Source organism: Pseudomonas guariconensis, assembly GCF_024127895.1.
Taxonomy (GTDB): domain Bacteria; phylum Pseudomonadota; class Gammaproteobacteria; order Pseudomonadales; family Pseudomonadaceae; genus Aquipseudomonas; species Aquipseudomonas guariconensis_B.
The window spans coordinates 1-338 of sequence record NZ_JAMYBK010000082.1 but is presented as its reverse complement, the minus strand read 5'-3'; the positions used below and the strand labels follow the sequence as shown (position 1 = coordinate 338).

At 61.8% G+C, this 338-nt stretch carries 1 protein-coding gene; it reads left to right on the top strand.

Annotation, left to right across the window (positions count from 1 at the left end):
- Positions 1-338, top strand: a 338-nt coding sequence (locus NJF35_RS24645) for a VCBS domain-containing protein (protein WP_253091627.1), incomplete at both ends; no start/stop codon positions are given.

Sequence of the window (338 nt, the reverse complement as noted above, 5' to 3'; positions counted from 1 at the left end):
TCGTTGGGCAACACGACCACCAACACCATCGTCATCACCATCGTCGATGACGTACCGACGGCTCACAGCGACTTCGCCAGTGTCACCGAAGGCGGTACGGTGGCCGGTAACGTGCTGGATAACGATGTGGTCGGTGCGGACGTGGTCAGTGATGGGAAATACGTGGTCGGCGTGCGTGCTGGCAACGACACTTCGACCTCCGCCACGGGCCAGCTCAATACCCAGGTGATGGGCCAGTATGGTTACCTGACCCTGGATGCCCAGGGCAACGCGGTCTACCACGCCAACCCCAACAGCGTGGCCCCGGCTGGTGCCACCGACACCTTCGTCTACACCAT